Source organism: Leifsonia sp. 10L418 (assembly GCF_056395445.1).
Genome location: NZ_JBFTJN010000003.1, coordinates 241,680 through 263,661 on the forward strand (window position 1 = coordinate 241,680; position 21,982 = coordinate 263,661).

Here is a 21,982-nt window from a genome sequence, read left to right on the forward strand (position 1 = left end):
GTCCCCCGTCACCCTGAACCCGGCAATCCGAGGTCGACGGCAATCTGCGGCAGGGCGGTCGTCCAGGCCCCGATCACCGTGTGCCAGTCGTGCGCCGTGCCGGGTGAGATCAGCAATTCGGTCTTGATTCCGGCCCGTGCGGCATCCGCGTTCAGAGTCTTCGACCACGGCAGGTACCGCGCGTCATTGCCACCAACGGCAAAGATGGCGTTCATGCTCGCATAGGGCGCATGTGCGGCGAGAATCACCGACGGAGTCGCAGCGAGAAATGCCTTCGAGCTTCCGCCGAATCCAACGTTGATGGTGTTTTCAATGCTGCCCTGCTGCGGAACGAGTTCGCTGGAGATCGCGAAGAGGGTTCCGAACAGCTGCGGATTGGCCGGTCCCAGTTGCATCGTGCAGGTCGCCCCTTGAGAGAAGCCGGCGAGTGCCCAACCGGCGGGGCCGGCCGTGACGTGAAGATGTGAACGAATCCAGGTCGGGACGTCAACGGTCAGATAGGTTGCGGCATTGCCGAGAGCCGAGTCGACGCACATCGGGTTGTCTTCGGGCACGCCGAGCTGGTCGGGCACCACGACGATCGGGGCGTAGCCGTTGTGGGATGCCGCGTATGCGTCGAAGATCTGGGCCAGCCGCCCCGCGCTGAACACATCATCCGGGCTCCCGGGTTGACCGGAGAGCATGATGACAACGGGAAACGCTGACGGATGAGCGGTGCGGGCCGCCGGTGGGAGATAGACCAGGGCAGGGCGAGCGGGGAACCCCGACACCGTCGCAGGGATCGTGACGGTGCCGACGGTGCCGGCCGGGGGGACGCCGCCCCCCACCGGCGCCGGATCGAGGGGCGAGAATTCTCCGATGCCGAGCGCGCTGTCGAGTGTGGTGAACGCGCCGAAATCGGCGTTGATCCCGGCTGCCGCGGTGAGCAGAAAGACGGGGATCGCCAGAACCGCCACGCCTTTTCGTAGCCAGCCGGATTCAGAGAGGCTGACGATCGCGAGCGCTGCGGCGGCGAAGAACGCCGAGATCCAGACCCGTGTGACCGGGGAGAACGAAATGCCGTAGACATCCCAGATGTCGCTGACCAGCCAGGCCACCGCCCAGCCGATGATCGCCCCGCAGAGCACCGCGACAACGGCGACGATCAGGCGTCGTCGCAGCGGCCGACGGAGGAGCAGAATGACGAAGAATGCGGCCGCCAGCAGATACAACCCGATCAGGATCGGACCGCCGACGATGCTTACTTCGCCCAGCGGGCTATTCATGGTGCCTCCACCAGCAACTCTCACACTCCGCGGCCGCCCTCGCAGTCGCTTTCGGGAGTTCTGAATGAGACTTCAGAGAATTCGGGCCACTGCGCAGGCAACACCCAGTGGAGTCGCTGGTTCATCGCGACCGGCCCGCCGGCGGTCCCACCCGCTCGGCACACCGCGGCCCGACGCTCACTCTGCGGCGAGAGCCACCATCGGTGACACCGAGGTGGCACGCCGAACCGGTGACAGGGACGCGCCGAGTGTGAGCAGTGCCGCTCCGACGACACAGCCGACCAGCAACGGCCAGGGAATCGACGGGGCGATCAGCCCGACGCCCTCTTGTGCACCGAGCAGGGCTACCGCTCCTGCCCAGCCGTAGAAAGTCCCGAGAACCAGGCCGAACCCGACGGCCGCGATCGTCATCTGCAGACTCTCGGCCAGGAGCATCCGTCGCACCTGACCCGCGGTGAAACCGAGTGCGCGCAGAAGCCCGAGTTCGCGCGTGCGCTGCAGCACGCCGAGCGCCAGATTGTTCACCATGCCGACCGCAGCGATCAGGGCGCTGAACCCGATCAGCACCGAGAAGATCGCGACGGTGACGGTGACGATCTGGTCGACTCCGCCATACAGCTCGGGCCGGGCCTCTTGCGCCCGCGTCATCATGTCCTGATAGCTCTGGCCGGCAACCGCGAACATGGTGATCAAGGTGACGCCGATCACGAGGCCGATGGTGCTGCGGGAGCTGCGCTCCGGGTAGCGGCGCGCATTCGCTGCCGCGAGCGTGGCGGGCGCCGACGAGCCGAGCAGCCGGCCGGCGAGGGCAAGGATCGGCGGCATCACCAGGTGGGCTCCCAGCATGAGCCCGGTGAACGAGAGCAGACCGCCGACCAGGCCGACGAGCACCCCGAGCGGGCTGACCAGCCCCAGCGCGACGCCGGCAAGCAGCAGCAGTGTGCCTGTGGCCATCAGCGTGATCGCGGATGCCGTGCGCCCGCGGTTCTGTCGGCCCTCGTCGGTCGAACGCTCGGTCGCGGCCCCGATCGCCTGCATCGGACTCACCGTCAACACCCGGCGCGACCCCACCCACGAGGCCACTCCGGTGGCGACGATGACGATTGCCACTGGCACGGCGCTCAGCGGGTCGAACGGAGCATAGTCGCCGCGCGGAATCACCGAGTTGGCCACCGCGATCCGAACGACGTCGAACGCGACACCGAGGCCGAGCAGGCCTCCGATGACGGCCCCGACCAGTCCGCTCCGGAATCCCTCGCCGGCCACCCGACGGCGTTCGGACCGGGCGCTTGACCCGATCAGGCGCATCAGGGCAATGGTCCTGACGCGGCCGGCGATGACCGTCGCGACGGTGTTGACCGTCACGATCGACCCGACATAGACCGCGATCACAATGAAGACGAAAGCGACGATGACGAGCACGATCCGCACCGTCGCGTACTGGGCGACATCCTCGCCGCCGATCATGGCGGTCAACGCGCCGGTCACCTGGATCAGCAGCACGCCGAAGGCGGCACTCAGCGCCGCAACGAGAACGCTGGCCCGGTGATCCCGGCTTTTCAGGTGGGCGCTCATGCCGGCTGTTCCATACCCAGCATGATCCGCGAGATCTCTTCGGCCGTCGAGCGCCCGCGTTCCAAGGTCAGACGCCCATCGGCCAGGAACAGGATCCGGTCGGCGTAGCTTGCCGCAACCGGGTCGTGGGTGACCATGGCGATGCTCTGGCCGTAGTCGACGCTGGCCGCGGCGAGCAGGGAGAGCACCTCCCGGCCGGTGCGGGAATCGAGGTTTCCGGTCGGCTCGTCGGCGAAGACGAGGTCGGGTCGGGTCGCCAGCGCGCGGGCGATCGCCACCCGCTGCTGCTGCCCGCCCGACAGCTCGTGGGGCCGGTGTGTGAGCCGAGGGCGCAACCCGAGCACATCAATGAGGTTGTCGATCCACTCCTGCTCCGCGTTGGTCGGCCGACGTCCGTCGAGCTCGAACGGCAGCAGGATGTTGCCGCCCACGTCAAGGGTCGGCACCAAGTTGAAGGCCTGAAAGACGAACCCGACACGTCGGCGCCGCAGCACGGTCAGCGCGGAGTCGCCGAGCCCGCTGATCTCGGTGTCGCCCAGCCAGACGCGGCCGCTGGTCGGGGCATCCAGCCCCGCCATGATGTGCATGAGAGTCGACTTGCCGGAGCCGCTCGGCCCCATGATCGCGGTGAACTCACCGCGACGAATTCCGATCGACACATCATTGAGGGCGGTGACTGTGTTGGCGGCGGTGCCATACGACTTCGACAGCGCGGCCACCCGGGCAACGAGGCCGAGGTCTGAGGGGATGATTTCCATGCTTCAACGCTACGAATCGAGCGCGAATCCCGAATCGGGCTGGCGGTGTATTCGCCCTCACTCAGGAGGATGACCGAACGTCAGACTGACGGCCAGTCGCCTCGGTCAGTCGCTCTCGGTCAGTCGCCCTCGGTCAACCGGTGCTGAAAGGCGAACACCACGAGCTGCACCCGGTCACGCAGGGCGAGTTTGGCCAGGATACGGCTGATGTGCGTCTTGACCGTCGCCTCCGACAGATACTCCCCCGCGGCGATCTCCGAGTTGCTGAGCCCCCGCGCGGCGAGCAGAAAGATGTCCCGCTCCCGGCTGGTGAGGGTGCCGAACGATTCCGGGGTCGCGTCGCGTGCGGCAACCCGGCGGTCAAAATGCTCGAAGAGTTCGCGCGTCGCGGCCGCCGCAATGACCGAGCTGCCCGCGTGCACCGTGCGAATCGACGCCAGCAAGAACTCGGGGTCCGCATCCTTTAGCAGAAAGCCGCTTGCTCCGCCCCGGATGGCCCTGGTCGCGCTCTCGTCGAGGTCGAAGGTCGTCAGAACCACGATGCGCGGCGGCTGCTCGCCCCGGGCATCCGCTGCCCGCAAGATCTGCTCCGTCGCCTCGATGCCATCCATCACCGGCATCCGGATGTCCATCAGGATGACGTCGGGACGCACCGCGGCCGCCATCTGCACACCATCGACCCCGTTGCCGGCCTCACCGACAAACTCGAGGTCGGGCTGGGAGGAGATGAGCATCCGGATGCCGGCACGAAACAGTGATTGGTCGTCAACGAGCGCCACTCGAATCGGTGTGGTCTCGGTCATGGTGTCACATTCACTTTCGGAAGGGAGCTGTCGACGATCACCGGCGCGGTGCCGGCCAGAATGGGGAGGGCGGCCGTGACGGTGAACCGGCGATCGACGAGCGCGGTCTCGAGCGTTCCGCCCGCAAGCAGCGCGCGTTCCCGCATACCAGGCAGCCCATGACCCACACCGGCACGTTCGTCGAATGAGCGATCCGGTCGAACCGCGTTGGTGACCACCGCGGTCACACTGCTCTGGTCCCACTGGATCGCGAGATGCACCCGGTGATCGGGGTCGCCGTGACGCAGCGCGTTGGTCAACGCCTCCTGGATGATCCGGTAGAGGGCCATCTGGGCGCCCGAACCGAGGTGCTGCGGCGCGCCCGCCGTCGTCCAGACAATGGCCAACCCGGTTCCCCGCATCTGCTCGATCAGACGATCGAGGTCGGCGAGCACCGGTTGCGGACCCTGCGCCTCTTGTTGACGCAATTGGGTGAGCAGGATGCGCACATCCGCCAAGGCGTCCCTGGCCGTCGCCGAGATGGTGGTGAGAGCGGAGTCGACGGCGGTCGGGTCGCTGGCTCTGGCGTAGCGGGCGCCATCCGCCTGGGCGATGACCACGGCCAGGGAATGCGCCACGACATCGTGCATGTCACGGGCGATTCGGTTGCGTTCTTGCTCGACGACGACGGTGCGCTGGGCGATGCGCTGCTCCTCGACGGCGCGCACCTCCTGGCGGCGACTGAGCCTGGCGTTCTGCCAGGTGCGAATGAGCAGGCCCAGCGTCCACGACAATCCGAGCACGCCGACCGACGCGATGAACACCCCTGCGAGACGAAAGAACATCCCCGCGACATCGGCGATTTCCGCGCTATACGACCCCTGAAGAACTCCAGACAGGTAGAGTCCGGCGATCAGCGCGCCGACGCCCACCGAAGCAAGGCCCGACCATTTCACCACCCGCCCTCCGTAGGCGGCCGTGGCATAGAGAACGGCAAGCACGGCGAAGTTGGCCGTCAGGACCGGCAAGCCGAATGACACCTGCACCAGCGCGCTGACCCACGCGATCGCCAGCGCGATGGCCGGAGAAACCCGGCGGAAGGCGAGGGCCGCGGCGAATCCGACGGAGACGACGGCCTCGACCGGCGCGCCGAACCCGGAGGAGAGCATGACGAACAGAAAGACGAGCGCGATGGCGATATCGGCCGAGAGCTGGCGGTAGGTCATGGTGCGAAAGAGCAGGGAGGCCCGAATCACTGGTGTCGAGCTCTGTCGGTCGCGATCCATCACCGCCGCTTCGAGACCCGTCCATTCTCGGGGGCCGGTCGACGACACATCCGCCGAATTCACCGGGGGTCGACTCACCTGGTGCGCGCGCGCGTTCAGGGCCAGCCCGACCGCCCACGCCCCGAGCACGAGGCTGACCTGGATGAGCACGGCCATCAGAAACGAGAAGAGAACGGCCAACGCGCTCCAGATCCCGTCGAATCCGTGGTTGGCCTGATTGAACGCGTCTGACAATTCGATGACGCCGATGACGCCCGCCAGAACGATCGCTCCGGCGAGGCCGACCCAGCGCACCACCTTGGTTCCGTGTGCTGCCGCACCGAAGCAGACGACGACGCCCGCAAAACAGTAGGCCCAGGCCTGCGGCGTCGAACCGGCGCCCGTGACCCCGAATCCGAGCGCGAAGAACCCCGCTGCCAGAGCGCCGATCGGGCTGATCCGAGAGAAGGCGATGGCGACCGCGAGGAGCAAGACCCCGCCCAGGTCGAGCGCGCGGCCCGACCAGACGGCCGAGACCGTCCAGACTCCGAGAAAGAGAACCGCCAGGAGAGGTTCGAACGCCCAGCGATAGCGCATCACTGCAGCGGGAACCGCCCAGGGGGCTTTCCCCTGGTCTGCCTCGGTCAACTCTGCCATCCTTCAAGCGTAAGCCTCGGCGTGTCGCCGCACCGCCTCAGCCCGGCGATGTCCCTCGCAGGTCGACCGAAATCATCCTGCCGATGTAGCCGGTGCGAGCCTCACGCCCGCCATGCTGCCCGGGCGCGCACGAATTTCACGACGCCAACGATGATGAGGCACTGTGCGGCGAGGTAGGTGAGCATGATCAGGAATCCGGCCTGCCAGATCCCGACGTCCGGCACAAACCGGTCCACCGCGAGCATAGAGTCCGATAGCAGGAACAGCGTGGCGCCGGCGGCCACGATGGGGGCGCACCGGGTGGCGACGATCGCCATCGTTGTGATCACCACGGCGTAGATCAGCGCGGGCACGAGCATGGTGCCGAGGTAGGGCCAGAGCAAGACTCCGAGGAGTGCGAACCAGACCAGGTAGAGCAGCGCGGAGCGTGGGAGCCTCCCGCGTCCGAGGTGGCGGAGGAAGAGCACAATGTACGCGATGTGGGCGAGGAGGAACGCGCCCAGGCCGGCGAGAAACCAGAGCGAACCGTCGATCATCAGAGCCAGGTCGCCGAGCCATCCGAAGAAGAGCGCGATCAGGGCACCGACGACGGGCGCGGTCAGCCGCCCACCCACACTCCAGACCAGGGCGAGCGCAAGGCTCGGAATCAGCAGCGGCTTCGTCGCCGTGATCAGCGCTTCGTTTCCGGCAAGCTGACCGATCAGATGCAGGATGCCGGCGATAAGAAACGGACTGAACGGCACCACGCGGAGCAGGTTAGAACGTGACACAACGACTCACTTCACTGTGGGTTGAACGCGGGGGCGGGGTTTGAACGAGGGGGTTGAACGCGGGGTTGAGCGTGCGGTTGAACGCACGGCCGGGGTATGTGCCCACCCTAGCGAGATGATTCCTCCACACGCGGCTGTGCCGCCTCGGTCACCCGAGACGGCACAGCAGGTGATCGACCACATCGGAGTATGAGGTGGCCGCAACGACGTTTCTAGAACAGCGCTCCGTTTATCGTCGACTCGGTGACGGCGCCGTCTTCAACGCCCCACGTCTTCAGGATTTCGAGGTAGGTGCCGTCGTCGATCAGTGACTGCACGGCAGCCTGCACTGCCTGTGCCAGGGTTCCGTTGTCTTTGGCGATGGCGAAGCCGAACGGAGCGGAGTCGTACTGGTCGCCGACCATCTCCAGCTTGCCCTTCGTAGCGGCAACGGCGTAGGAGGTCACGGGTGAGTCCGCGGCGAACCCGGCTGCCCGGCCGAGAACCACCGAGTTGGTGATGTCGTCCTGGGTGTCGAGCTTCAGGATCTCGATCGGCGCCTTGCCGGCGGCGACGCACGCCGCGGAACGCGCCGGGAGGTCGTCGGTCTCCTGGTAGGTGGTGGCGCCGGCCGCGATGATCTTGCCACAGGCATCCTCGGGGTTGAGAGTGCTGCCAGCCTCGGCGGCCCAGCGCGTTCCCGCCGAGTAGTAGTTGACGAAGTCGACGACCTTCTCGCGTTCGAGGGTGTCAGTGAATGAGCCCTGGCCGAGGTCGTACTTGCCGCCGATCACGCCGGGGAGGATGTTGTCGAACGCCGCTGCCTGGTAGGTCGGGGTCAGACCCATCTTCGCGGTGATCGCGTCCATCAGCTCGACCGCCCAGCCCGTTGGCGCACCTTCGGGGGTCTTGAACTCGTTCGGCGAGTAGGTGAGGTTGACGCCCACGTTGAGCGTTCCGCTTGACGCGATCTCTTTCGGCACGAGCGCGGTGACGGCATCGTCAGCGGCGACCTTCGAGGTGGCGGTTGCAGAGGGCAGGGCGGTGGTCGGTGCGTTGTTGACGCATCCGGTCAGGCTGAGAGCGATGAGCGCGGCGGTTGCGCCAATCATCAGCCGGGCTGCGGTGTTGCGGGTGTTCATCGGAGCTCCTTGCGGGTGGGGGTGGGGTGGGGCAGGGAAATCAGGAAAGGTCAGCGGGGAGGAGGGCGGCCCCGAGGGCCGAGATGTCGTGCCCGGCCGCGGCGAGGTACGCCACGATCTCGGCAACTGATGCGACGCCGGCTCGCGCACCGTGACGCTCGGTTGCACGCGCCCCGGCGCCATTTGCGAATCGGGCGGAGAGTGCCGGGTCATCGGTGCGATCGAGCGCGAAGAGAAAGGCGCTGCAGAAGGTGTCGCCGGCACCGGTGACGTCGACAACTGCCGCTCGGATACCCGGAACGACGTCGGCTCCCCCGGTCGAGTAGACCGTGGCGCCGTCTTCGTCCTGGGTCACGGCGAGGTGGGTCATACCGGCCTCCAGCAGGGCAGAGACGGTCTGCTGAACGGTGCGTCCGGCGGCGAGTCGCTCGAATCCGATGCGATTCACGATGCAGACGTCTACGCATCCAATGATCTCGGCATCACCGTCGGCAAGGTCGCCGACATCGAGGTCGAGCACGATGCGGGCGCCGCCCTGCCGGATTTTCGACAGGATCTGGGCCGGAGCGAGTTGACCGTGGCGCAGTCGTCTGAGGTCGCCGATCGAGCTGTACACGCTGCGGGAACCGGCGAGCTCGGCGAGCGTTGCGTCGTCGAGCTCGAAGCGCTGGTCGCCGATCTCCGGGGTGATCACCACATGCTGGTCGCCCACCAGAAAGATCAGGCAGCGGGAGTCGGCCAAGCGTGGGTCGACCCGGCAGAGACCGGTATCGATTCCCTGGTCGACGAGGTCGGCGAGCAGGCGCCTGCTCACCGCCGAGTCGTTCATCGTCGTGAGAAACCGCACGTCTGCGCCGAGTGCGGCATGCACGCTCGCCGCGTTGGCAATCATCCCGCCGACTTCCGCCGTCTCCGTGTTGACCCAGGCCTTGTCGCCGACGCCCGGCCAGACCGGGGCACTGAAGTACTCATCGAGTGCGACGTCTCCGATGAAGATCGTGGCGGTGCGGGAGTTCACAGTGACCGCCCCCCTCGTGCCGTCGGCGTCAGGATGTCGGGATTCGAGGGGTGTGCGAAGTCCACGTCGACCTCGATCGGGCCTCCGATCACCGGCGCCCAGACGTCGGCGATTGAATCGTCGGCGGTGGCCAGCCAGTAGTAGGGCGTGGGGCTGCCGAGTCCGTGGCAGGCCGAGTGCCAGATCCCTTCATCGAGGATGACGACGTCGCCGGGTTCGATGACGAAGGCACGCACATCGTCGGCGTGGGGATGCTCGCCCAACGTGTCAGCGACGGCCACGACGACAGGGGCACCGGCGCAGAAGAGCGCTTCCTTGGTGTGCAGATGCCGTTCCATTGCCGTGACCAGCAGCGGTTCAGCCGAGCCGATCGTCAGACCGAGATGGCCGGGAGTGCCGAGCACGGACTCCAGGGAGCGGTGATCGCTCCATCCGGCGCCGCGCGTGGTGACGACATCCGTGCCGCCGGCCAGTAGCTCGATGGCCCGGCCGAACCCGGAAAACTCGGACGCGGTGACGCGACGTGCCAGAACACGGCGGTGGGGGGTGGTGGTCATCGCAGTCCCTTGACCAGTGCGGTGATCTCGACAACGTGGGCGCCCAATACGGCGCCGGAGTCTTTGCGCGTGTCTTTGAAGGCGCTTCCGATGATGGCCGCGTTGACGAGTGCGAACTGTTCGGCACAGTTGGCGGCTGTGATGCCGGCCCCCACGACCAGGGGGAAGTCACCGAGGATGCCCCGGAACTCTGTGATGCTTTCGAGGCTGGTCTCGATGCCGGTCCCTGAGCCGGTCACGACGATCGCGTCGGCGCGCTCCATGCCCAGACGCAGGTCGGTCTCGAGCGAGTTGCCGCTCAGGTAGGGCTGGTACTTGAACCGCACGCCGCCGAGCAGTGCCGCATCGGTTGCGGCGCGCATCTCAGCGAGTCGTTCGGCGAAAGCCGGCTCGTCTTCCGGGGCGAGGTGTCCGGCGACGGAGTCGAGCTGAACGAAGCTGGCGCCGAATTCGCCGGCGAGGGCAAACCCGCGCTCGTCGTCGTCGAGCACGTTGACGCCGTAGGTGGCGGTCGGGTGGGTGGCCGCGAGCCAACCGAGCACGTTCTCGACATCGTCGGGGGTGCCGAAGTAGTTCTCGATGATGACGGCGTCGACGCCGTTGGCGTAGAGCTCGTCGATCTCACGCTGAGCGATCGAAAGCTTCTCGGCGCGGTCTGCACCGGTCAGGTGCACCATGCCGAGAACCGGCTTGCCGGTGGCCAAAAGATCGAGAAATGCTGCGCGTTTGCTGGTCATCGTGGTTCCTTCGTCAAGAGATGAATCGAAAATCTGGGCGCGCTCGAGAGCGGATGCACGGGGGCTGAACTCACGAAGAGCTGAGCCGCGGGTCGGGAATCGTCGTCGAGATGTTGAACTCCACCGAGGAGGCGTAGACGATCTCGATCTGCTCGATCTGCCGGTCCTCGGCATCGAACGCATGCCCGCGCAAGCGAACCAGTGCGTTCGAACCGGCCGGCTCTCCGAGCAGCTCGCGCGCCGTCTCGTCGGGAATCACGGTCGAGAGCGCGACCTCGGTGCGGCGCGGGTACACCTCATAGCGGGAGCGCATGGTGTCGTAGAGCGACGCGTTTTCGAAGTCAACGGTGTCCATGCCCGGAAAGTAGGCGAGCGGCAGGTGCGAGGTGTCGAGTGAGAAGATCTTCTGCTCTCCGGCCACATTCACACCGCGCAAACGCACGAGCCGCAAGAAACGCTCACCGTTCTGCTCGTAGATGTCGTGCTCGACGACGCGTGAGACGGGGTCGCCGGAGCGGCCCTTCACGCTGTCGCTGAAACCGCCGAAGTTCCACAGGCTGTGTGTCATCGGGCGGAAGCGCACATAGGTGCCCTTGCCCTGAACCCGCTCGACGAGACCTTCGGTGACGAGCTGGCCGATGGCCTGACGCACGGTTCCGCGCGTGGTGTCGAACTGTTCCATCAGCGTCGGCTCCGACGGAATCACGTCACCGTCGTGGAGGTCGCCATCGAGAATGAGCGAGCGCACGTGCCTGCTGATCTGCGCATAGAGCGGCAGGAGGTGTGGTGCAGCCATTGGATTCCTCTCCTGGAACTTGTATAGACGACTATACAACTTCGAATTCGAGAAGAAAAGAGTTCGGCCCCACCTTGTGGTGGGGCCGAACTGTCACACTGTCCGCAGCTGCTGCCGCCGAACTACTTCGCCGGCTAGAAGCCGAGACGCCCGAGCTGCTTCGGGTCGCGCTGCCATTCCTTGGCGACCTTCACGCGCAGCGAGAGGAAGACCCGCTTGCCGATCAGCGGCTCGATCTGCTTGCGGGCCTGAACGCCGACATCTTTCAGCCGACTGCCGGCGTGGCCAATAATGATGCCCTTCTGGCTGTCGCGCTCCACGAAGAGGTTGGCGTAGATCTCAACGAGCTCCTGGTCGTCGCGCTCGATGATGTCGTCGATGGTGACGGCGATCGAGTGGGGCAGCTCGTCGGTGACTCCCTCGAGAGCCGCCTCACGAATGTACTCGGCGATGCGCGATTCCAGGCTCTCGTCGGTGACCGCATCCGCCGGGTAGAGCGGGGCTTCAGAGGTCGGAAGCAAGCGCAGCAGCTCGGTGGTCAACGTGTCGAGCTGGATGTGGCTGGTCGCCGAGATCGGCACGATCGCCTCCCAGTCACGAAGCGTCGACACCGCAAGAAGCTGGTTGGCGACACTCGTCTTCGACGAGGCGTCGATCTTCGTGACGATGGCCACCTTCTTGGCGCGCGGGAACGCATCAAGCTGCTCGTTGATGAACTTGTCTCCCGGGCCGATCGGCTCGTTCGCCGGGATGCACAGGCCGATCACGTCGACATCGCCGAGGGTGGAGGTGACGAGCGAGTTCAGGCGCTCACCGAGCAGAGTGCGCGGGCGGTGGATGCCGGGGGTGTCGACCAGGATCAGCTGGCCGTTCGGCTGGTGCACGATGCCGCGGATGGCGCGCCGGGTGGTCTGCGGCTTTGACGAGGTGATCGCCACTTTCTGACCGACGAGCGCGTTGGTCAGGGTTGATTTGCCTACGTTCGGTCGGCCGACGAACGAGACAAAGCCCGCTCGGTATTCATCTGCTGTGGCCATGGCCGTCTACTCCTTCATCATCCGACACTCCGAGGAATGCGGTCTGCGCATCAATTAGCGCTTGGTCTCGTTGCACCAGAACGGTGCTGATTCTCTTGCGTCGGCCCTCGGTGCGCTCGGCGGTGAGGATGAGCCCACTCATGAACGCGACAGAGCCGGCGTCGGGCAAGCGCCCGAGCGTCTTAGCGAGCAAGCCACCGACCGAGTCGACGTCGTCGTCGTCCAGGTCAAGATCGAAAAGTTCACCGAGTTCGTCGACCGGAAGCCGAGCGTTCACCCGGAACCGTCCGTCACCGAGGTCTTCGACCTCGACGACGTCCTTGTCATACTCGTCAGAAATATCGCCGACGAGTTCTTCGATCAGGTCTTCCAGCGTGACCAACCCTGCAATGCCGCCGTACTCGTCGACGACCATGGCCAGATGATTGGATTCTGCTTGCATCTGACGCAAGAGCGCGTCGGCCTTCTTGGATTCCGGAACGAATTGGGCCGGACGCGCCAGCTCACCGACGGTCAGCGAGTCGGCGTTGATCGGGCGCTCGTAGACCAGCTTGGCAACGTCGCGCAGGTAGAGGATTCCCACCACATCGTCGACCTCGCCGGCCAAAACGGGCACGCGCGAGTTTCCCTTGCTGAGGAACAACCCCATCGCCGCGCCGATCGTGGCGCTGGCGTCGATGGTGACCATATCGGTGCGGGGAACCATGACCTCGCGCACCACGGTGTCGTTGAACTCGAAAATCGAGTGGATCAACTCGCGATCGTCTTCTTCGAGCACATCCTGCGCGGTCGCCTCATCGACCATGCTGAGCAGTTGGTCTTCCGAGGTGAACGTGTTGAGGCCTGCCCGACCCGGCGTGACCCGGTTGCCGAGCGCCACCAGGGCGTTGGCAATGGGGCCGAGCACGAAGCGTAGAAAGTGCACGAGCGGCGCGGTGAGGCCGAGAAGCTGACGCGGATGCGCCCGACCGACGCTGCGCGGACTGGCCCCGACGAGCACGAACGACACGGCCGTCATGATCAGTGCCGAGAGCAGCAACGCGATCCAGAGTTCGGCGATATACGTCGCGAAGACGAGGGTCACGAGCACGGCGGCCGTCGTTTCGGCGATGATTCGCACGAAGTTGATGGCGTTGAGATGAGCACCGGTGTCGTTGGCGATCGCCTGCAGGGAGCGGCTCGAGCGGGATGAGTCGGCGAGTTCCGCAATGTCGGCGCGGGACAGCGACGTCACCGCGGAGTCGACAGCGGCCATGAGGCCACCGAAGGCGACCAACATGATTGCTGCAGCGAGAAACCAGCCCAGAAACATCAGTCGCGGCGTCGTTCCTGCATCGCGAAGCCCATCAGGATCTCGCGCTGAATGCCGAACATCTCTTTTTCTTCATCGGGTTCTGCGTGGTCGAAGCCGAGCAGGTGCAGCACGCCATGCGTGGTCAACAGCAGCAGTTCGTCCAGCGTCGAGTGGCCGGCCGTCTCCGCCTGCCCCTGAGCCACCTGCGGGCAGAGCACAATGTCGCCGAGCAGTCCGGCCGGGGTTTCCTGCTCTGCCGTGCCGGGGCGCAGCTCATCCATCGGGAAGCTGAGCACATCGGTCGGGCCCGGCTCGTCCATCCACTGCACGTGAAGCTGTTCCATCGCGCCCTCGTCGACCAGCACGATGGCCAGTTCGGCGTCGGCGTTCACGTGCATGGCGTCGAGAGCGAACGCGGCAAGGCGCAGGATCGCCGCCTCGTCGACAGGAATTTCTGACTCATTGTTGATCTCAATGCTCAACTTGATCTCCGTTTCAGGGGGCGACCTTTGTGGCCGCCGTTTCGGCGCTCTGCACGATTCGCGAACTCGCGGGCTTGTTCGCTTTCGTAACGTTGGGCTTGTTTCTGGGCGTCGTACTCGGTGTACGCGTCGACGATGCGACCGACGAGTGAGTGACGCACGACGTCGGCACTGGTCAGTCGTGAAAAATGGATGTCTTCGATGTTGTCGAGCACGCGAGTGACGAGTCGCAGACCGCTCGCTCCGGCGGGCAGGTCCACCTGCGTGATATCTCCGGTCACGACCATCCGCGAGCCGAAACCGAGCCGGGTGAGAAACATCTTCATCTGCTCCGGCGTGGAGTTCTGCGCTTCGTCAAGCACCACGAACGACGAGTTGAGGGTGCGACCGCGCATGTAGGCGAGCGGAGCGACCTCGATCACGCCCGAAGCCAGGAGCTTCGGAACCAACTCCGGGTCCATCATCTCGTTGAGGGCGTCGTAGAGCGGGCGCAGGTAGGGATCGATTTTGTCGGTGAGCGTGCCGGGCAAGAACCCGAGCCGCTCCCCCGCCTCGACGGCCGGGCGGGTCAGAATGATCCGCTCAACCTCCTTGCGCTGCAACGCCTGCACGGCCTTCGCCATGGCGAGGTAGGTTTTTCCGGTGCCGGCGGGACCAATACCGAACACAATGGTGTTCTCATCGATCGCGTCGACGTATTCCTTCTGGCCGAGCGTTTTCGGGCGGATGCTCTTACCGCGCGAAGTCAAAATGGCCTGCCCGAGCAGCTCTGACGGGCTCTGCGTGCTGTCGATGCCGAGCATCCGTGCCGAGGTCGTCACGTCGGCTTCGCCGAAGTACTGGCCGTTGCGAATCATCAGCTGCAGCTCTTCGATCAGCCGACGCACCGCTTCGGTATCGGTCGCCGACCCGGTGAGGGTGATCTCATTGCCGCGCACGTGCACGCTGACCCGCGGGTACTGCTTTTCGATGGTGCTGAGAAAACGATCCTGCGGGCCGAGCAGTCGCACCATCGCGATGCCGTCAACGTGCACATGCACCTGCACGGTGTCGCTCAGATCGGGACCGGATTCGTTGCCGGTGTTCGCCCGGTTGCGGGTGGAGTCGCCGCTTGTGTCGTCAGGCACCCAGAGTCCCCTCTTTCAGCTGCCCGCCCAGAACGTGGGCGTGAACGTGGAAAACGGTTTGACCGACGGACGCCCCGGTATTGAACACCAGGCGAAACTCGCCTCCCGTGCGTTCGTCGGCAATGAGCTGAGCCACACGCACCAGCTCGGCCAACAGGGCGGGGTCGCCGGCGGCCAACTCGACGACGTTGCGGTACTCCTCGGTCTTCGTCGTCACCACGATGTGCACCGGCGCCTGCGGGGCGATGTCCTCGAACGCGATGATGAGGTCGGTCTCCGCAACAATCGTCGCCGGAATTTCACGCGCGACGATACGGCTGAAGATTGACGGTGCGGAACCCGAAGAAGTCATACAGCTATCTTAAGCGGCGCTACCAGCGCCCAAGCTTCGCATTCAGGATGGCGAGGGCCGATGGCCCGGCCGTCGAGGTGCGAAGCACCGTGTCGCCCAACTTCACGCGTTGGGCGCCGGCGACTTCAAGCACCTCCAGCTCACTCGGCGCGATGCCGCCCTCCGGGCCGACCACGAGAACGATGTCGAGCTCGGTGTCAACTGATTCACCCGGCGCAGTCCCCGGCCACACCGCATCCGACTCGAACTCGGTCAGACGACGGGTCGCACTCGGTTCGAGCAGCAACATGCGGGTGCTGCCGGCGAGTTTCGCCAGCTGCTTGGTGCTCACCAGATCGGCGACAGTGGGAAGCCGGGGCCTGATCGACTGCTTGCTCGCCTCGCGCACGATGCTCGCCCAGCGTTCGCGGCCCTTGGCGATCTTTGCGCCTTCCCAACGGGAGATCGAGCGGGCGGCCGTCCACGGGATGACCCCGTCCACGCCCAACTCCGTCGCCGCTTGCACGGCCATCTCATCTCTGTCGCCCTTGGCCAGCGCCTGTACAAGAACGATGCGCGGCAGCGGCGCCGGGGACACCGTGCTCGTCGTGACCTGCAGGCTCAGCTCGGTCGGCGACGCGTCGACGACGACACCGTGCAGCATGAGTCCCGCGCCGTTGCCGAGGAAGAGTTCCTCGCCCGGGCGGATGCGGCTGACGGTGACGGCATGCTTCGCCTCGCTGCCACCGATGCGCACGGTCGCGCCGGGCGGGCAGAGCTCGGGAGTCAGCGTCTCGTCGAGAAAGAAATGAGCCATGGTGCTCTCCTAGCCGATGAACCGATCGCGGAGCTTGGCGAACAGGCCCTGCTGGAAGTGGCTGAGCGACGGGGCCGGTGCCTTGTGTCGAGCGGCGAACTGTTCGATGAGCTCACGCTCTTTGTGGTCGAGCTTGGTCGGGGTGACCACGTGCACACCGATCTTGAGGTCGCCGCGGCCGCTGCCACGCAGCCGCGTGACACCGCGATCCTTGATCGTGATGACCTCAGCGCTCTGTACGCCCGGCTTCAGCACGACGTCGATGTCGCCGTCGAGGGCCTTGATCGTCGTCGTGCGACCCAGGATGGCGTCGGTCATCGGCACCTCGATGGTGCAGAGCAGGTCGTCGCCGTCGCGGCTGAACACGTCGTGGTGACGCACCTTCATCTCAAGGTAGAGATCGCCGTTCGGACCACCGGCCGGGCCGGCCTCTCCGCTGCCGGGCATCTGCAGGCGCAGGCCGGTCTCGACGCCGGCGGGGATGTCGACGGCCACGGTGCGGCGCGCGCGAACGCGGCCCTGACCCTGGCAGGTGACGCACGGGGTGGCGATGATGGTGCCGTAGCCGCGGCAGCTGCCGCAGGGGCTCGACGTCATCACGTTGCCGAGCAGCGAGCGCACGGCACGCTGGATGTTGCCGGTGCCGTGGCAGATGTCGCATGTGACGGGCGACGTGCCGGGCTGGCAGCAGGTGCCGGAGCAGGTCTCACAGACGATGGCCGTGTCGACCTCGATCTCGCGGTGGGTGCCGAAGATGACCTCTTCGAGATCAAGCTCGACACGCAGCAGTGCGTCTTGGCCGCGCTCGCGGCGTGAACGCGGGCCGCGACTGCTCTGGCCGCCGCCACCGAAGAAGGTCTCGAAGATGTCGCCGAAGTTACCGAAGTTGCCTCCGTCGAATCCGCCGCCCTGATCGCCCATGTCATATTTCTGGCGCTGCTGGGGGTTGCTCAGTACGTCGTAGGCGTGGGTGACGAGCTTGAACTGCTCAGAGGCATCCGCGCCGGGGTTGACGTCGGGGTGCAGCTGACGCGCCTTCTTGCGGTACGCCTTCTTGATCTCGTCGACGCTGGCGTCGCGTGCGACACCGAGTACTTCGTAGTGGTCAGCCAAAGGTGGCTCTCCTTGTTGTTCTGGGGATGTTTCGGATGTTTTCGGTCAGGGTGATCGGCGCGCCGAGGGGGCAGCCCGGTCAGTTCTCGCCGAGCAGGCGAGAGAGGTAGCGGGCGACAGCGCGAACCGCCGCCATATTGTTCGAGTAGTCCATGCGAGTCGGGCCGAGCACGCCGAGGCGAGCCAAGTCGCCGCCGGACGCGGTGTATCCACTGGTCAGAACCGATGTCTCACCGAGACCGAATTGCGCGTTCTCGCGTCCAATACTCACGGCCACACCGTGCAGGTCGGTTGCCATTTCGCCGAACAGTCGCAGCAGCACGACCTGTTCTTCGATGGCGTCGAGCACCGGCGAGACGCTCCCGGTGAAGTCTTCTTCGGTGCGCACCAGGTTCGCCGCCCCGGCCATCACGAGCTTGTCGTGACGGTTGGCGCCGATCTGATCGATGAGAGTCGTCGCGATCAGGTCGATGACCGGCTGCAACTCGTGCGGGCCGGGCCACACCATGGCCTTGAGGGATGCCGCCGCCTCGATCATGCTGCGCCCGCTCACCGCTGCGTTCAGCCGGGACCGCACTTCGCTCAAGGTCTCGTCCCCGACGAGATAGGGCAGCTCGATCACGCGCTGCTCGACCCGACCGGAGTCGGTGATCAGCACGGAGAGCAGTTTGGTGTCGCTGAGCGGCACCAACTCGACGTGGCGCACGGTGGCACGGGACAGCGACGGGTACTGCACGAGGGCGACCTGCTGGGTCAACTGCGAGAGGAGCCGGACGCTGCGAGCGAGAACTTCGTCGAGATCGGCTGACTGGCCGAGAAAAGTCTCGATGGCTTGGCGCTGCGCCGGCGACAGCGGGCGCAGGTCGGCGAGATGATCGACGAAGACCCGGTAGCCCTTGTCTGTCGGGATACGGCCGGACGAGGTGTGCGGGGCGGCGATCAGTTCTTCTTCTTCAAGCAGAGCCATATCGTTGCGGATCGTGGCCGCTGAAACCCCGAAGGAGTGCCGTTCAACGATCGATTTGGAGCCGACGGGCTCCCTCGATGCCACGTAGTCCTGCACGATCACGCGGAGAACTTCGAGACTGCGATCAGAAACCATGTGTGAGATCGCCTCCTCTGCCCATCGTTAGCACTCGCAATGACTGAGTGCCAATCATATCGCGCCACGCTGAACGTCGCCCATTGCCCCGCAGGAATCACAGCAGTAGCGTGAACACACAGGGCACTTCCCTCCTCGCTGAAAGGCACGATGATGAGTGATCCACAGGCTCCGCTCCCCGATGACCCGAACTTCGGCCAGCGCCCACCTGACCCGTCCTACTCCCCCGCTCCGGCCCGGCCGCTCTCTCAAGCGGAAGACCGCCAGTGGGCCTCGTTCGCTCATTTGGGCGGCATCTTCAGCTTTCTTCCTGCCCTGATCATCTGGCTCGTCTTCAAAGACCGCGGTCCGTTCACGGCCGTTCAAGCCAAAGAAGCACTGAACTTTCAGATCACGCTTCTGATCGGTTATGTCGCCATTTGGGTCGTCACCGCTTTTCTTGCCGTCGTCACGTTCGGCCTGGGGTCGGTGTTCGGCCTGCTGGTCTGGGTAGTCTGGATTGTCAGCGTGATCTTCTCGATCCTTGGCTTCATGCAGGCAAAAGACGGCCACCCGTACCTCTACCCGTTCAATGCGCGTCTGATCAAGTAAGCAATCAACCGAGACATCCGCCGTTCGCGGCGCAGAGGAAAGAGTTATTCATGACCGATATGCCTCCTCCCCCGAACAACCCCTATCAGGCGCAGGTTCCGATGAACCCGGCCGACGAGCGGCTCTGGGCGACCCTCATCCAGATCGGAGGCATCCTCTTCGGATTCCTGCCGGCGCTGATCGGGTACCTGATTCTGAAGGATCGCGGACCTTTCATCCGCGGGCACTGCGCAACGGCGTTGAACTTTCAGATCACGTTGTTGATCGCCTACGTGGTCGGTGGGCTGACCATCTTCTTCCTCATCGGTTTCGTGATTCTGTTCGCCGCGTGGGCGCTCAGCATCATCTTCGGGATCATCGCCGCGCTGGCCGCCAACCGGGGCGAAGCGTATGTCTACCCGCTCGCGATCAAGTTCGTGAGCTAGCCCGACCCTCTCCGCCTCCTCCCGTCGAGTTGAGGGGAAACACAGAATGCGCCTTCATCGATTCGATGAAGGCGCATTCTTTGTGTCTCGGGAGGGGGTTATTCGGCTCCGGCTTCGACGTAGCTCTTGTCGTTCATCGAAACCACGGTCCAGGTGCCGTTCTTGTAGACAAGCTTGCTGACCGCAGCATTTTCGATGCCGGCGGTGAGTGAGCTGGTGTCGGCGCCCAGCGTGTCGAGGACCGCCATGATGGTGATGCCACTGGAGACGACGAGGACGTTGCCGCCCTTCTTCCCCTGAGCGGCCGCAATGTCGTTCAGCGCCGCGACTGCGCGGGCTCCGACCTGGTCGTACGTCTCGGCGGCCAGGGGGCTGTCGCCATTGGCCTTGACGATTGCATTGAGGTACGACTTCGGGTCGGCGCCCGTGAGGTACGGCTTGACTGCGGCGAACACCTCGGCCTGGGTGGCGCCTTCGAACTTGCCGAAGGAAACCTCGCGCAGGCGCTCGTCACGCACAGCCTCGCCCTTGTAGCCGAGCGCGTTCAAAGCGAGCGAGGCCGTCTGGAAGTGACGCAGCATGTCGGCCGAGTATGCCGACTGGAATTTGACGCCCGCCTTGGCGAGACCGGTGCCGAGGTGTGTGGCGTCGAGCACACCGCTCTCGGTGAGCGGCGAGTCCGACCAGCCCTGCATGCGGCCGGTCTCGTTGAGCCAGGTCTTGCCGTGACGGGTGAGGTAGATGGTGACCTCGGCGTTCTTGCCGCCGTGCTTGTCGGAGTTCTCGTTCGACGACTTGGCATGGCTGACCAGGGTGGGTGCCTCGACCGGGGCCGAGAACGCGGAGAACGAGAAGAGCATGGCGGCGGCGGCGATGCCGGCGATCGCGACGCGGAGTGTACGACGAGACTTCATTGTCTGGGTCCTTTCAAGGAATCGGGTAGTAGATTCCCAGGAGCATATCTGAAACCCGAGCATCGTGTGGTATTTAATTCGGGCTTCGTAATGGCATCGAAACATTTCGCATCGCCTGCTGACTTCGATACGCAAAAAACCACCTTCGTCACACGGACGAAGGTGGTTGCTTGGTCTCCCCAGTTCGAGCAAGGGCCGGGCGAAACGCTCCTATTCGGCGTCGGCGAGGAGTCGGCGCACGACGGCATCCGCGAGCAGACGGCCGCGCAGGGTCAACTCGACGCTGCCGGCGAAGGCGGCGTTCGGGTCGATGAGCTCGTCGGCGATGAGGCCGGCCACCGCGTGGCGGCCCTGTGCGGTCAGCGAGTCGACCGGAATGCCCTCACGGATGCGCGAACGCAGCAACACTCGTTCGACCTCGCGCGTCTCGGCGTCGAGGGTTTCCCGGCCGGCGGCCGGCGAGTGTCCGGCGAGCACACGGTCGGCATACGCTGCCGGGTGCTTCACGTTCCACCAGCGCACGCCTCCGACGTGGCTGTGCGCGCCGGGGCCGACGCCCCACCAGTCCTGGCCGGTCCAGTAGGCGAGGTTGTGGCGTGATCGGTGGGCTTCGTCGGTCGACCAGTTGCTGACCTCGTACCAGCCGTAGCCGGCGGCCGCGAGCAGTTCGTCGGCCAGTTCGTAGAGGTCGGCCTGGTGGTCTTCGTCGACGTGCGCAACCTCGCCGCGTTTGATCTGCCGGGCGAGTTTCGTTCCTTCTTCGACGATGAGCGAGTAGGCGCTGATGTGGTCGGGCTTTTGCCCGATCGCGTACTCGAGGCTGGTGCGCCAGTCTTCGAGGCTCTCCCCCGGGGTTCCGTAGATCAGGTCGAGACTCACATCGAGGCCGGCGTCGCGGGCCCACCCGACGACCAGCGGAACGCGGGCGGGGTCGTGAGTGCGCTCGAGCGTCGCCAAGACGTGCGGCACCGCAGACTGCATGCCGAACGAGACCCGGGTGAAGCCCGCGTCGGCCAGGGTCTGCAGGTACGCGGCGTCGACCGAGTCGGGATTCGCCTCAGTAGTGACCTCGGCCCCCGGCTCGATGCCGAAGGTCGCTCGCACGGCCTCGAGCATCCTGACCAAATTCTCGGCCGGAAGCAGGGTAGGCGTTCCGCCGCCGAAGAACACCGTTTTCGCGGACCGGGCAGGGAGTCCGGATTCGGCGAGGATGCGACCGCCGGCTTCGATCTCGATGATCGCCTGGCTGGCGTAGTCGCTCTGCTTGACGCCGCGCAGTTCGGTGGCGGTGTAGGTGTTGAAGTCGCAGTAGCCGCAGCGCACCCGGCAGAAGGGCACGTGCAGATAGACGCCGAAGTCACGCGCGTCGGCGCCGACGGTCACTGATTCGGGCAGCATGCCGTCGAGTGGGGCGGGATCGCCGAGTGGGAGTGCGCTGGGCATCGTCG

General features: G+C 65.3%; 23 protein-coding genes. 2 read left to right on the plus strand and 21 right to left on the minus strand.

The window, feature by feature from the left end:
- Nucleotides 1-8: 8 nt before the first annotated feature.
- The 19 genes from AC1DCF_RS09065 to hrcA all read right to left on the minus strand — a co-directional run bounded on the left by AC1DCF_RS09065 (nt 9) and on the right by hrcA (nt 18,604).
- Nucleotides 9-1,265 carry an alpha/beta hydrolase gene (locus tag AC1DCF_RS09065; RefSeq protein WP_477210722.1) on the minus strand — a complete coding sequence of 419 codons (1,257 nt, stop codon included), beginning with the start codon at nt 1,263-1,265 and terminating at the stop codon, nt 9-11.
- 177 nt (nt 1,266-1,442) lie between these two features.
- Nucleotides 1,443-2,840 (minus strand): ABC transporter permease, encoded by a 1,398-nt coding sequence (locus tag AC1DCF_RS09070; protein WP_477210723.1) that lies wholly within the window; start codon nt 2,838-2,840, stop codon nt 1,443-1,445.
- Nucleotides 2,837-3,598, minus strand: coding sequence for an ABC transporter ATP-binding protein (locus tag AC1DCF_RS09075; protein ID WP_441791677.1), 762 nt, complete (start codon nt 3,596-3,598; stop codon nt 2,837-2,839). Before AC1DCF_RS09075 ends, AC1DCF_RS09070 begins: the two co-directional genes overlap by 4 nt.
- Nucleotides 3,599-3,717: 119 nt before the next feature.
- Entirely contained in the window at nt 3,718-4,401 is a 684-nt protein-coding gene (locus tag AC1DCF_RS09080; protein ID WP_477210724.1) for a response regulator, read from the minus strand.
- Nucleotides 4,398-6,302 (minus strand): sensor histidine kinase, encoded by a 1,905-nt coding sequence (locus AC1DCF_RS09085; RefSeq protein ID WP_477210725.1) that lies wholly within the window; start codon nt 6,300-6,302, stop codon nt 4,398-4,400. The genes AC1DCF_RS09080 and AC1DCF_RS09085 overlap by 4 nt, the downstream gene beginning before the upstream one ends.
- 101 nt (nt 6,303-6,403) lie before the next feature.
- The gene (locus AC1DCF_RS09090) at nt 6,404-7,072 is read right to left on the minus strand and encodes a lysoplasmalogenase (RefSeq protein ID WP_477210726.1); all 669 of its coding nucleotides are present in this window, start codon (nt 7,070-7,072) and stop codon (nt 6,404-6,406) included.
- A gap of 212 nt (nt 7,073-7,284) precedes the next feature.
- Entirely contained in the window at nt 7,285-8,193 is a 909-nt protein-coding gene (locus tag AC1DCF_RS09095) for an ABC transporter substrate-binding protein (RefSeq protein WP_477210727.1), read from the minus strand.
- A gap of 40 nt (nt 8,194-8,233) precedes the next feature.
- Complete coding sequence (locus AC1DCF_RS09100; protein WP_477210728.1) at nt 8,234-9,211, minus strand: carbohydrate kinase family protein; 978 nt, start codon at nt 9,209-9,211, stop codon at nt 8,234-8,236.
- Complete coding sequence (locus tag AC1DCF_RS09105; protein ID WP_477210729.1) at nt 9,208-9,768, minus strand: ureidoglycolate lyase; 561 nt, start codon at nt 9,766-9,768, stop codon at nt 9,208-9,210. The genes AC1DCF_RS09100 and AC1DCF_RS09105 overlap by 4 nt, the downstream gene beginning before the upstream one ends.
- Entirely contained in the window at nt 9,765-10,505 is a 741-nt protein-coding gene (locus tag AC1DCF_RS09110) for a BtpA/SgcQ family protein (RefSeq protein ID WP_477210730.1), read from the minus strand. Before AC1DCF_RS09110 ends, AC1DCF_RS09105 begins: the two co-directional genes overlap by 4 nt.
- 70 nt (nt 10,506-10,575) lie before the next feature.
- Nucleotides 10,576-11,301 (minus strand): GntR family transcriptional regulator, encoded by a 726-nt coding sequence (locus tag AC1DCF_RS09115; RefSeq protein ID WP_477210731.1) that lies wholly within the window; start codon nt 11,299-11,301, stop codon nt 10,576-10,578.
- Nucleotides 11,302-11,435: 134 nt separating this feature from the next.
- On the minus strand, nt 11,436-12,338 hold the full coding sequence (gene era / locus AC1DCF_RS09120) for a GTPase Era (protein WP_477210732.1): 903 nt from the start codon (nt 12,336-12,338) through the stop codon (nt 11,436-11,438).
- A complete protein-coding gene (locus AC1DCF_RS09125; protein WP_477210733.1) occupies nt 12,322-13,650 on the minus strand; it encodes a hemolysin family protein in 1,329 nt (442 codons plus the stop codon). The genes era and AC1DCF_RS09125 overlap by 17 nt, the downstream gene beginning before the upstream one ends.
- On the minus strand, nt 13,650-14,114 hold the full coding sequence (gene ybeY / locus AC1DCF_RS09130; protein ID WP_477210734.1) for an rRNA maturation RNase YbeY: 465 nt from the start codon (nt 14,112-14,114) through the stop codon (nt 13,650-13,652). Before ybeY ends, AC1DCF_RS09125 begins: the two co-directional genes overlap by 1 nt.
- Nucleotides 14,111-15,127, minus strand: coding sequence for a PhoH family protein (locus tag AC1DCF_RS09135; protein WP_477210917.1), 1,017 nt, complete (start codon nt 15,125-15,127; stop codon nt 14,111-14,113). Before AC1DCF_RS09135 ends, ybeY begins: the two co-directional genes overlap by 4 nt.
- A gap of 106 nt (nt 15,128-15,233) precedes the next feature.
- Nucleotides 15,234-15,593 carry an HIT domain-containing protein gene (locus AC1DCF_RS09140; protein WP_441791689.1) on the minus strand — a complete coding sequence of 120 codons (360 nt, stop codon included), beginning with the start codon at nt 15,591-15,593 and terminating at the stop codon, nt 15,234-15,236.
- A gap of 19 nt (nt 15,594-15,612) precedes the next feature.
- Nucleotides 15,613-16,389 (minus strand): 16S rRNA (uracil(1498)-N(3))-methyltransferase, encoded by a 777-nt coding sequence (locus AC1DCF_RS09145; protein ID WP_477210735.1) that lies wholly within the window; start codon nt 16,387-16,389, stop codon nt 15,613-15,615.
- A gap of 9 nt (nt 16,390-16,398) precedes the next feature.
- Nucleotides 16,399-17,502 (minus strand): molecular chaperone DnaJ, encoded by a 1,104-nt coding sequence (gene dnaJ / locus AC1DCF_RS09150; protein ID WP_441791691.1) that lies wholly within the window; start codon nt 17,500-17,502, stop codon nt 16,399-16,401.
- A 79-nt stretch (nt 17,503-17,581) separates the two neighbouring features.
- Nucleotides 17,582-18,604, minus strand: a complete 1,023-nt coding sequence (hrcA, locus tag AC1DCF_RS09155; protein WP_477210736.1) for a heat-inducible transcriptional repressor HrcA — start codon at nt 18,602-18,604, stop codon at nt 17,582-17,584.
- A 153-nt stretch (nt 18,605-18,757) separates the two neighbouring features.
- On the opposite strand from hrcA, the gene AC1DCF_RS09160 reads away from it, so the two are divergent.
- Together AC1DCF_RS09160 and AC1DCF_RS09165 are read left to right on the plus strand one after the other, a co-directional pair.
- Nucleotides 18,758-19,195, plus strand: coding sequence for a DUF4870 domain-containing protein (locus tag AC1DCF_RS09160; RefSeq protein WP_441791693.1), 438 nt, complete (start codon nt 18,758-18,760; stop codon nt 19,193-19,195).
- A 50-nt stretch (nt 19,196-19,245) separates the two neighbouring features.
- On the plus strand, nt 19,246-19,620 hold the full coding sequence (locus AC1DCF_RS09165) for a DUF4870 domain-containing protein (protein WP_441791694.1): 375 nt from the start codon (nt 19,246-19,248) through the stop codon (nt 19,618-19,620).
- Between the two features lie 98 nt (nt 19,621-19,718).
- On the opposite strand, the gene AC1DCF_RS09170 is transcribed toward AC1DCF_RS09165, so the two are convergent.
- Nucleotides 19,719-20,534 carry a histidine phosphatase family protein gene (locus AC1DCF_RS09170; RefSeq protein ID WP_477210737.1) on the minus strand — a complete coding sequence of 272 codons (816 nt, stop codon included), beginning with the start codon at nt 20,532-20,534 and terminating at the stop codon, nt 19,719-19,721.
- Between the two features lie 210 nt (nt 20,535-20,744).
- Complete coding sequence (hemW, locus tag AC1DCF_RS09175; RefSeq protein ID WP_477210738.1) at nt 20,745-21,977, minus strand: radical SAM family heme chaperone HemW; 1,233 nt, start codon at nt 21,975-21,977, stop codon at nt 20,745-20,747.
- Nucleotides 21,978-21,982 lie beyond the last annotated feature (5 nt).

Coding starts and splice junctions, on each gene's coding strand:
- AC1DCF_RS09065 (WP_477210722.1), bottom strand. CDS start 1,265: ATGAATAGCCCGCTGGGCGAAGTAAGCATCGTCGGCGGTCCGATCCTG.
- AC1DCF_RS09070 (WP_477210723.1), bottom strand. CDS start 2,840: ATGAGCGCCCACCTGAAAAGCCGGGATCACCGGGCCAGCGTTCTCGTT.
- AC1DCF_RS09075 (WP_441791677.1), bottom strand. CDS start 3,598: ATGGAAATCATCCCCTCAGACCTCGGCCTCGTTGCCCGGGTGGCCGCG.
- AC1DCF_RS09080 (WP_477210724.1), bottom strand. CDS start 4,401: ATGACCGAGACCACACCGATTCGAGTGGCGCTCGTTGACGACCAATCA.
- AC1DCF_RS09085 (WP_477210725.1), bottom strand. CDS start 6,302: ATGGCAGAGTTGACCGAGGCAGACCAGGGGAAAGCCCCCTGGGCGGTT.
- AC1DCF_RS09095 (WP_477210727.1), bottom strand. CDS start 8,193: ATGAACACCCGCAACACCGCAGCCCGGCTGATGATTGGCGCAACCGCC.
- AC1DCF_RS09105 (WP_477210729.1), bottom strand. CDS start 9,768: ATGACCACCACCCCCCACCGCCGTGTTCTGGCACGTCGCGTCACCGCG.
- AC1DCF_RS09110 (WP_477210730.1), bottom strand. CDS start 10,505: ATGACCAGCAAACGCGCAGCATTTCTCGATCTTTTGGCCACCGGCAAG.
- AC1DCF_RS09115 (WP_477210731.1), bottom strand. CDS start 11,301: ATGGCTGCACCACACCTCCTGCCGCTCTATGCGCAGATCAGCAGGCAC.
- era (WP_477210732.1), bottom strand. CDS start 12,338: ATGGCCACAGCAGATGAATACCGAGCGGGCTTTGTCTCGTTCGTCGGC.
- AC1DCF_RS09125 (WP_477210733.1), bottom strand. CDS start 13,650: ATGTTTCTGGGCTGGTTTCTCGCTGCAGCAATCATGTTGGTCGCCTTC.
- AC1DCF_RS09135 (WP_477210917.1), bottom strand. CDS start 15,127: ATGGTGCGACTGCTCGGCCCGCAGGATCGTTTTCTCAGCACCATCGAA.
- AC1DCF_RS09140 (WP_441791689.1), bottom strand. CDS start 15,593: ATGACTTCTTCGGGTTCCGCACCGTCAATCTTCAGCCGTATCGTCGCG.
- AC1DCF_RS09145 (WP_477210735.1), bottom strand. CDS start 16,389: ATGGCTCATTTCTTTCTCGACGAGACGCTGACTCCCGAGCTCTGCCCG.
- hrcA (WP_477210736.1), bottom strand. CDS start 18,604: ATGGTTTCTGATCGCAGTCTCGAAGTTCTCCGCGTGATCGTGCAGGAC.
- AC1DCF_RS09160 (WP_441791693.1), top strand. CDS start 18,758: ATGAGTGATCCACAGGCTCCGCTCCCCGATGACCCGAACTTCGGCCAG.
- AC1DCF_RS09165 (WP_441791694.1), top strand. CDS start 19,246: ATGACCGATATGCCTCCTCCCCCGAACAACCCCTATCAGGCGCAGGTT.
- AC1DCF_RS09170 (WP_477210737.1), bottom strand. CDS start 20,534: ATGAAGTCTCGTCGTACACTCCGCGTCGCGATCGCCGGCATCGCCGCC.
- hemW (WP_477210738.1), bottom strand. CDS start 21,977: ATGCCCAGCGCACTCCCACTCGGCGATCCCGCCCCACTCGACGGCATG.